General features: G+C 54.6%; 8 protein-coding genes. 2 read left to right on the forward strand and 6 right to left on the reverse strand.

What is annotated here, in order from left to right; genetic code table 11:
• Positions 1-87: 87 nt before the first annotated feature.
• Positions 88-1,008 carry an aldo/keto reductase gene (locus tag LQZ21_RS14595; protein WP_411045311.1) on the reverse strand — a complete coding sequence of 307 codons (921 nt, stop codon included), beginning with the start codon at positions 1,006-1,008 and terminating at the stop codon, positions 88-90.
• Positions 1,009-1,266: 258 nt separating this feature from the next.
• Here LQZ21_RS14595 and LQZ21_RS14600 point away from each other — a divergent pair, with 258 nt between their 5' ends.
• Positions 1,267-2,100, forward strand: a complete 834-nt coding sequence (locus LQZ21_RS14600) for a hypothetical protein (protein WP_411045312.1) — start codon at positions 1,267-1,269, stop codon at positions 2,098-2,100.
• 45 nt (positions 2,101-2,145) lie between these two features.
• A complete protein-coding gene (locus LQZ21_RS14605; RefSeq protein ID WP_411045313.1) occupies positions 2,146-3,408 on the forward strand; it encodes a hypothetical protein in 1,263 nt (420 codons plus the stop codon).
• 25 nt (positions 3,409-3,433) lie between these two features.
• On the opposite strand, the gene LQZ21_RS14610 is transcribed toward LQZ21_RS14605, so the two are convergent.
• From LQZ21_RS14610 to LQZ21_RS14630, 5 genes are all read right to left on the reverse strand, one after another.
• On the reverse strand, positions 3,434-4,093 hold the full coding sequence (locus LQZ21_RS14610) for a DUF4276 family protein (protein WP_411045314.1): 660 nt from the start codon (positions 4,091-4,093) through the stop codon (positions 3,434-3,436).
• A gap of 1 nt (position 4,094) precedes the next feature.
• Positions 4,095-5,357 (reverse strand): AAA family ATPase, encoded by a 1,263-nt coding sequence (locus LQZ21_RS14615; protein WP_411045315.1) that lies wholly within the window; start codon positions 5,355-5,357, stop codon positions 4,095-4,097.
• An 86-nt stretch (positions 5,358-5,443) separates the two neighbouring features.
• Positions 5,444-6,160 carry an RluA family pseudouridine synthase gene (locus LQZ21_RS14620; protein WP_411045316.1) on the reverse strand — a complete coding sequence of 239 codons (717 nt, stop codon included), beginning with the start codon at positions 6,158-6,160 and terminating at the stop codon, positions 5,444-5,446.
• On the reverse strand, positions 6,157-7,389 hold the full coding sequence (locus LQZ21_RS14625) for a glycoside hydrolase family 3 N-terminal domain-containing protein (RefSeq protein WP_411045317.1): 1,233 nt from the start codon (positions 7,387-7,389) through the stop codon (positions 6,157-6,159). Before LQZ21_RS14625 ends, LQZ21_RS14620 begins: the two co-directional genes overlap by 4 nt.
• A 740-nt stretch (positions 7,390-8,129) precedes the next feature.
• A partial coding sequence (locus LQZ21_RS14630; protein ID WP_411045318.1) for a hypothetical protein occupies positions 8,130-8,335 on the reverse strand: 206 nt, incomplete at its 5' end.

Genomic DNA, 8,335 nt, shown 5'->3' on the forward strand with positions numbered 1-8,335 from the left:
GAATAAAATGCGATGCATTTTATTCTAATTGCTTACGCAATAACGAAATAACTTGCCCTTTTGGGCAAGTTATTTTTGAACAGTTCCTTAGGGCAGGACATACCCCGCGGCGAGGAAGATCTCGTACCATTCCTCCCGGGAAAGGGTGATCTCCGCGGCCTTTACACATTCCTTGAGCCGTTCCGCCTTCATCGTCCCGGTAACAGGCTGGAAACGGGCGGGATGCCGGAGCAGCCAGGCCAGGGCAATGGCGGTGGGGGATACGGCATATTTTTTGGCGATTTCGTTGATCTTTTCGTTGAGTTTGGGGAATTTGGGGCTGCCCAAAAACACCCCCTCGAAAAAGCCGTATTGGAAGGGAGACCAGGGCTGTATGGTGATGTCCTCCAGCCGGCAAAAATCCAGGATGCCGCCGTCCCGGCCCACCGCGGTATCGTCCGACATATTCACATGGAAACCCGCGGTGATCATGGAAGCGTTGGTAATGCTGAGCTGGAGCTGGTTGGCCACAATGGGCTGCCGCAGGAATTTTTGCAGTAACTGGATCTGCCGGGGGTTCTGATTGGAAACCCCGAAATACCGGACCTTGCCCGCTGCATGGAGCGCCCCAAAGGCCTCGGCCACTTCCTCGGGTTCCACCAATCCGTCGGGACGGTGGAGGAGCAGGACATCAAGATAGTCGGTTTTGAGCCTTTTTAGGCTGCCCTCCACGGATTCCAGGATATGTTCCCGGGAAAAATCAAACATCTTGCCCGGAACAATACCGCATTTGCTCTGGATAAGGATCTTTTCCCGGAGGGAACTGTTCATCCCAATGACGTCCGCGAAAATCGATTCGCAGACTCCATTGCCGTATACATCGGCGTGGTCAAAAAAATTGGCCCCCAAATCCAGGGCGGTTTTTACCAGTCCTTCGGCTTCCTTTTTTTCGATGGTATTGATCCGCATACACCCCACCGCAATGGTGGGAACCGGTAAGCCGGATTTTCCTAAATTGATCTTTCGCATGGCTCAAACTCCTTGAATGAATGGTTATCCTGGATTGTAGTCAATGAAGTTTGGATTAAGTCAAGGGTTAAATTCAGGGTATGGGGTAGCAATTTCATTTTTTTATGATAAAATAAGGCTGTTTCAAAATATGCTGTTTTGAAACAGCTTCGGTATTTTCATTTTTAGGGAGCATCGGTGAGGGATTTGGTGGCTGATCAGTCCATTGGTATGACCGTTTTATGGGTATTTTCTATTCCGTGTCTCAGGTATGCCGGTTTGGATTGTATAAAATCGATCTTCTATAATTTTTTCTTCCGTCAGTTCCGGGCAGCGTTGTTTCCGGGCCGTATTCCCGTATCGTCGGTGGATCATCCCCTGGACGAAAAAATACCCTTTGCCCCTTCCTGGGTAGGGATATACCTGGATTTTATCGCCTTTTGGGTACGGATCCTGGGATTTTTTCGGACCCATTACCGGCGCCGGGGCATAAAACCGGCCCTGGGTTTTATCAAAACCATAGGACGGCTCTATGCCTTCGCGGCGGAAACCTACACAAAAAACCTTTCCACCACCAAACGGCCCCGGTATCTGGCCCATCCCAGGTTTTTGCTCATCCATGCGGTGGACCCCCATCTGATGTGTATCCCCAGCCTCCATGTGATGGTGGTTATCTCCGCCTATACCCAATTCCGTTCCATCCTCCGCGCCCGGGGAGACGGGGAACGGTTTGCCCCGCAAATTGAGGAGATCCGCCGGGGCGCCCTGAACATAACCGAGGCCATCCTCTATGTCAAACAACACAGTGTCAACTGCATTGCCGCGGCCATGTACGCCATGACCTGTTTTGATCCCGTCCTTTTCCCGCAAACGGAAGGGGCCGATTTGGTTTCCCGGCTTTTCCGGGGAACCAAAAATCCCGGCCCGGAGGATGCCGGCATAATCCGCGGCCATATTCTGGACCTGTACCGTTATTTTCTGGAAGCGGGAAATTCCGCCGATACCTGGGAAAAACCCCTGGTTGATTTTCTGCGTTTCCAGCCGCAGCGGGCCGCGGGATATAATGGTAGAAAAGCCCGTTATAAATTGAGGGAAAAAAGCGGGCCGGCCTGATCCATGGGTTGACCGCTTGTTCATAATTAATCGAGGAGGTTTTATATGGCGGCGTCAGGCGGAATAACCGGGGGGGTATCCCGGATTACCGAATATGGGGACAGGAATAGTACCCTCCTGGAACATGATTCCATCAAGGTATTGATTAATGATCAGGGGGGGATGATCCCGGAATTATCGAGTATCCGGGGCAAGGAAGGGATCAACGCCCATTGGATCCCCTGGTTCAGATCCGGATCGGGCAGGGCCTTTAATGATGCGGAACACGGGGGGTTTTGGAAGGCCAACTTGTTGTACCACCTGGCGGGGAATTTCCCCTGCGCCCCTAATTTTGGTCCCGGCCATATAGTGGACGGGGTGAATATGCCCCCCCACGGCTGGACCGCCAATCTTCAATGGAAATTTATAAAAAGCGGGATCGACGAGGAATCCGGCGCGGCCTGGGCCCATTCCACCCTGGAAAGTCCTGATAAGGCCCTGCCCCTGTTTTTTCAGAAACTCGACGCGGTTATACCGGAGCATCCCGTACATTATACCAGCCTCACCATACACAACCGGGGAGATCGGGATATATCGATCTGTACGGGTCAGCATAATATCCTGGGCCCGCCCCTGGTCCAGTCAGGCTGCCGCATTTCAGGAGCGGCTCAAGCCTGGGCGACCCCGCCTGCGGGGGGAGAATTCGACACCACCACCAGGCTTGCCCTGGGGGCGGAATTTAAAACCCTGGAACAAGCTCCGTTGGCTCGGGGAGGGACTGTGGACATTTCCCTGGTTCCCGGCCCTATCGGGTATACGGACTTTGCAGCGGGGGTCATCCCCTCCACCGCCCGGTTAGGCTGGTCGGCGCTGGTAAACCCCGGGTTAAAACTGGCCTATATTTGTTTTTTTACCGGTCCTGCGGCCCGGGGAGCGGATGATATCATTTTTTATTTTAACGATCTCTGGATGCAGTACGGCGGCAGGCCCTTTACCCCCTGGGCGGCCTATGAGGGCGGGACGGATCTAAGCTATTGTCTGGGTACGGAGAATTCGGTGGCCGCCTATGCCTATGGTCTGGAATACTCCCGGCAGGTAAAGACCCTTCTGGGGGCTCCCACCACGGTGACTATTCCGGCGAACGGAGCAAAAACCCTCCGCTACGGCAGCCTTTTTGCCCCCTATGACGAGACCGATCTTGACCGGGGCATAACGGCCATTGAAGGGGAAAGTTCGGAACTGGTGTGTACCGGAAAGGGCAAATCCCAGCGGTTTACGGCGGATCCGGCCTTTACCCTGCTGAAGGGTCTGCAAAGCCGGTATATATAGCGTGGTGAAGGCTCCGGCACGTTAGTCATGCCGGGGCATTGCTTAATTCTTCGAGTTTTCTCCGAAAACAATTAAAACTGGGAGAGTCATTTTTTTTGACATTCATATGTTTACCGATGGTTTTTGCCCATTCACTTTTTTGCCAGCCTATTTCAAAATAGGCCGCTTTTTTCAACTCCGTTGAACTATCGGGCAAAATAATATCCGCCAATTTTTCCCAGGTCCCAATGATACTGTCCTGGTCATATGCGGCGTATAATTGTTGATTGTACCGGGGATATGCCCAGCATAACGCCTGTTTATCCCCAAGAAGCCACGCTTCTATTTCTTCTACCGCTATTCTGAAAAAGGCGTTGGGCCGCGGATTACATGACTCCAATACTTGATTAAGATCCTGTTTGAATTCTTTACAATCCCGGTCATCGCAGTCAACTACCACAATCACCACCGCGTTATATCCCGGCTTGTTATAGGTTTTTCCATATCCCCCAAGCAGGCGGGGAAGCTGCTCCAACAATATCCGTTTGGATGGGTCTTGAGTAGTTTTTAGATTCTTTGGTATTCTCCCACAGCCTTTATACGCTATAATTTTATACGTATGGGATTCGACATCTATAATTTTAGGGACAATTATTTCCAATAACTCTTTTCCCGATACATCTTCCACCAATATTTCAAAATGCATATTATGTCCTTGCATCAATATAATCGCTGTACCACAAACTGCCCAGGAGCAGTCCCTCATCAACCAGGTTACGGATCAGCTCATTATCACTGGCCCTTGATATGGTTGAAAATCCGTCATCCTGTTTTTCCAAAATCCAGACTTCCTCCGGTTTCATGGCGTCAATAAGGTAGGGTTGGTGGGTGGTAAGAAAAATCTGCGTTCCCCCTGAACCTCCTTTGGTTCCGGTAGCGTGTTCCCGCAGTTCCGCCGCGAATATTTCGAGCAGTTTATGGTATAAGCCGTTTTCGGGCTCTTCAATACAAATAAAGGGGGGCGGATTAGGATCAAAAAGAAGGAGCAAATAAGAAAATAATTTGAGGGTTCCATCGGACATTTGCTGCGCATAAAAGGGATCAATAAAACCCTTTTCGTTAAAACACAAAAGCAATCGGTCATCCAGGGCTCTTTCCGTTTTTATAACCTGAATTCCCGGAATTTTTTTTGATATATTGGCCAATATTAAATTTAATTTTTCCTTATGCTCCCGTTCCAGATATTGCACCACATTTCCCAGATTATCCCCATGTTTATTAAGATGCCGCTGCGGACCGGCCAGGGGAAGACTTCTCGCTGCATCGGGAGAAAAGTAACTCAAATACCAGCCCTCAATGAATTGGGTAAACGCCGAAATCCGCGGATGTTGTACAAGGGCGCCAAGGGTAGCGAGCCCAAGTTTTCGAGGGTCCTGTAATTTTATCTTTTCGGTTTCTGATGTTTCTGGTATGTTTTTTATGGAAGTCCCTTCCTGTTCTACAATGCCGTTGGCTTCCCCTTTCCACACGTATCCTTCACCGTTTTCAAGAATTAAAAATGAAAAAGGCCTACCCCGATCCTGGCCCTTTCGTCTTTGTCTGAGGCGTTCGCTTTTCACATAGGGCCGTCCGTCCTGATCCGAATCAATCGCGAGTTCAAAGGTTATGGGACGGGAGTTACCATCCTGACGATAATATACCGATATTTCTATCGGCTCCGAAACACCCAGGGAGCGGATCTTTTTAATACCGCCCCTGCCCCCCATATCACAGGCGTCTTCAACCCCATAGCGCAGGCAATCCGCGAGGAATCCAAAGGCGTCAAACAATGAGCTTTTTCCTACGCCGTTCTTTCCGATTACCGCGGTCAAGGGCGTCAGCGGCTCATTGCGGGTATTCCACATTTTACCGATTTCTATGTTCCGTAAAGAACGGTAATTCTTTATTTTGAACCCTTCAATTATTGCCATATTAGTTCCTTGTTCCGGTACACCGATTGATCCTTAGTATATCCTATTAGGTAAAGCCTGTTAAAGATACATTTTCACCGCTCCTGTTAGGGGTTAGCCTCAAAATCCAGCCAAAGCCGGTCCCTTATTGGGGGAGGGGCAACAACCCGGATAAGGGATTCCGGTTTGGCGGGGTCCGGGAAGCAGAGGGACCGGGCGTGAAGGCGTATGCCGCCGCCCTTTTCGCTGCGCCGGGCGCCGTATTTGAGGTCCCCTTTGATAAAGAGCCCCTGGGCGGCGAGCTGCGCCCGGATTTGATGGTGCCGGCCGGTGGCCAGTTCGATCTCCAAAAAAACATATCGTTCCCCTTGGCCTTTGATCCGGTACCGGAGTATCCCCTTTTTACGGCCCGGACCGTCTTCGGCCCAGGCCCGGCTTTTGTTTGCCCGGGGGTTCCGGCTCAGCCAGTGGATCCACTCCCCGGATTCGGGAAGTTCCCGGGTAGAGGGGTTTTCCACGATAACCCAATAGCGTTTCTCCATTTTGCCCTCCCCCAGGGCGGCGTTGAGCCGGGAAAGGGCCCGGCGGGTCCGGGCAAAAAGGGCACATCCCGAAGCGGGTACATCCAGCCGGTTTATTGCAACCGGGATAGCAAGCCCTTCCGGGCCGGGGGCCGCGTATGCCGCCAGCAGCCGGGGAAGATCCGCCATCCCCGGCGCCGCCCCTTCCACCGCTTCCCCGGGGAGCTTATTGATGACCAGGCATTGGGGGTCCCGGTAAAGGATACGGGTAGCCCCGTCCCCTGGGGTGGTTTCCGGTATCATAGGAAAAGTCCAAACCGTATTTTTTGAAAAAGGATGTGTTCCACCGCTTCCCGGAGTCGTTCCCGCGGAAGACGGCCGTCTTCCAGGGCCCGGAGGATGGTCCGGTGGGTGCGCCGGAGGGTGGCGGGCCAGGCCATGACCATATCAGCCCCCGCGGCCAGGGCTTCCACGGCGGCATCCTCCTCCCCACGGCCCGAAGCGGCCTCCATTGAAAAATCATCCGCCAGAACCATACCGGAAAAGCCCAATTCCCCCCGGAGCCAATCCCGGATCACCGCCGGAGAAAGGCTGGCGTTCCGATCCGGGTCCCTGGCCAGAACCAGCACATGGGAAACCATGACCCCGGGAAGGGAAAGTTCCCGGATAAGGCCGGCAAAGGGACGGGCCAAGCGGTCCAGGGCCCGGCGATCCTGGGTAAGGAGGGGACGCCCCCTATGGGGATCCGTGCCGGTATTACCCGGAAAATGCTTCACCACACAGGGGATACCCCCCTCCTCCATACCCCGGATAAAGGCCGCCGCCGCGGCCTGGGTAAATTCCCCTTCGGGCCCGTAGGATCGGTCCTCCAGAAAAGGGCGGTTTCCCTCGGTGAGGATCTCCGCCACCGGGGCAAAATTCAGGGTGATCCCCAGATCCCGCAATTCCCGGCCCGATTGCCGGGCATCTTCCCGAACCGCGGCCAGGGCCTGATCCCGGCCTTCCCGCTGGGCCAGATCCCAGTAGGAAAGGGGCGGGGGCAGGCGGCCCACTTCGGGACCAAAGCGGTGAACCTGTCCGCCCTCATGATCCACCGCGATAAAGGGAATTATTCCCAGCTCTGTCCCTCCGCCTATAATCCGGGAGATCTCCGCCGTAAAAGAACGGATCCCCGGCTTATCCGTATCAAGGTTACGCCGGAAAAGCATGGCTCCCCCGGCGGGAACCTCCCGGAGGATCTCCTCCATGGGGGCGGTCAAAGTCCCCTTCCCGTCTATTCCGGTCATAATCACCTGGGCGGCGAGGCTCCGGTCGTCCAGGGCCGCCGCCAGGGAACGGGCTTGCTCCCGGTAAGCCGGAAAACAAGGATCCTCCGCCGGGGCCCCGGAAATCCCGGCCTCAGGGTCTTCCCCGGCTTCGGGCAGGGCCTCTGTCGGCAAGTCCGGAGAAACTACCGGCTCCTTTTGCCCCGGTGAACAAGCTGAAAAACACAGGCCCAGAACCAGGGCCGGCCGCAACCATGTAAGGCTCATGGAGTGATTATATACGGGGTTTGGGGGTTTAGCCTATAATGGGGCCGGGAGTTTAGGGCTGGACCCGGCGAAGCCCGGCGGGGAATTACGCCCCGCCCGCTGACCTGTAGAGTCCGCGTCCACAGCTCTTTTCCGACGGTTTAGGCTTGGTGGGGCAAGCCCGGCGGGGAATTACGCCCCGCTCACTAACCTGTGGAGTCCGCGTCCACAGCCCGTAACCGGTCTGTTACCGCGGGGAATTCCAGAGCCGTGAGCGGGGCGTAATTCCCCGCCGGGCTTCGCCGGCACGGACCTAAACTCCCGGAGTGCCGGGGGGAAGAGGCCTCAGTCGGGGGGGCTTACGCCTACGCGCTAACCGGTGGTGTCCGTGGTAACAGCCCGTAAACGGTCTGTTACACAGGGGATTCCGTGAGCAGGGGGTAATTCCCGCCGGGCTTCGCCGGCACGGACCTAAACTCCCGGGGGGGCGGGGGGGAAGAGGCCTCAGTCGTGGGGGCTTATGCCTACGCGCTAACCGGTGGTGTCCGCGGTAACAGCCCGTAAACGGTCTGTTACACAGGGGGATTCCGGAGTCGTGAGCGGGGTGTAATTCCCCGCCGGGCTTCGCCGGCACGGGGGCTAAACAGCCGGGTGGTAAGAGGCCATTTGGGCATTCTCTTCCTCTCCTAACTCCTCTCTCCTAACTCTTCTCCCCTTCTTCGCCTTATGCGCCTTCGTGGTTAAATTCTTAATTATGTGTCCTACCGTGTTATCGCAAAAGCAGTCCATCCCCCAAGGGCCAGGATGAGGCCGGCGATAAAGCCGTATTTGTAAATCCGGCTCCGGCGTTCAAGGCTGGCTATCCGTAGTTCCACCCCGGTCCTGTAGGCTGCCCAGGATTGTTCCAAGCTCATCAAGGAGGTCTCGGCTTGCTTCAAGGCTGTCCTGAGCTCGTTCAATTCCTGCT

Origin of the sequence: Treponema sp. TIM-1 (assembly GCF_046533115.1) — a bacterium.
In the GTDB taxonomy this organism is placed as follows: Bacteria; Spirochaetota; Spirochaetia; order Treponematales; family Breznakiellaceae; genus JAIRMO01.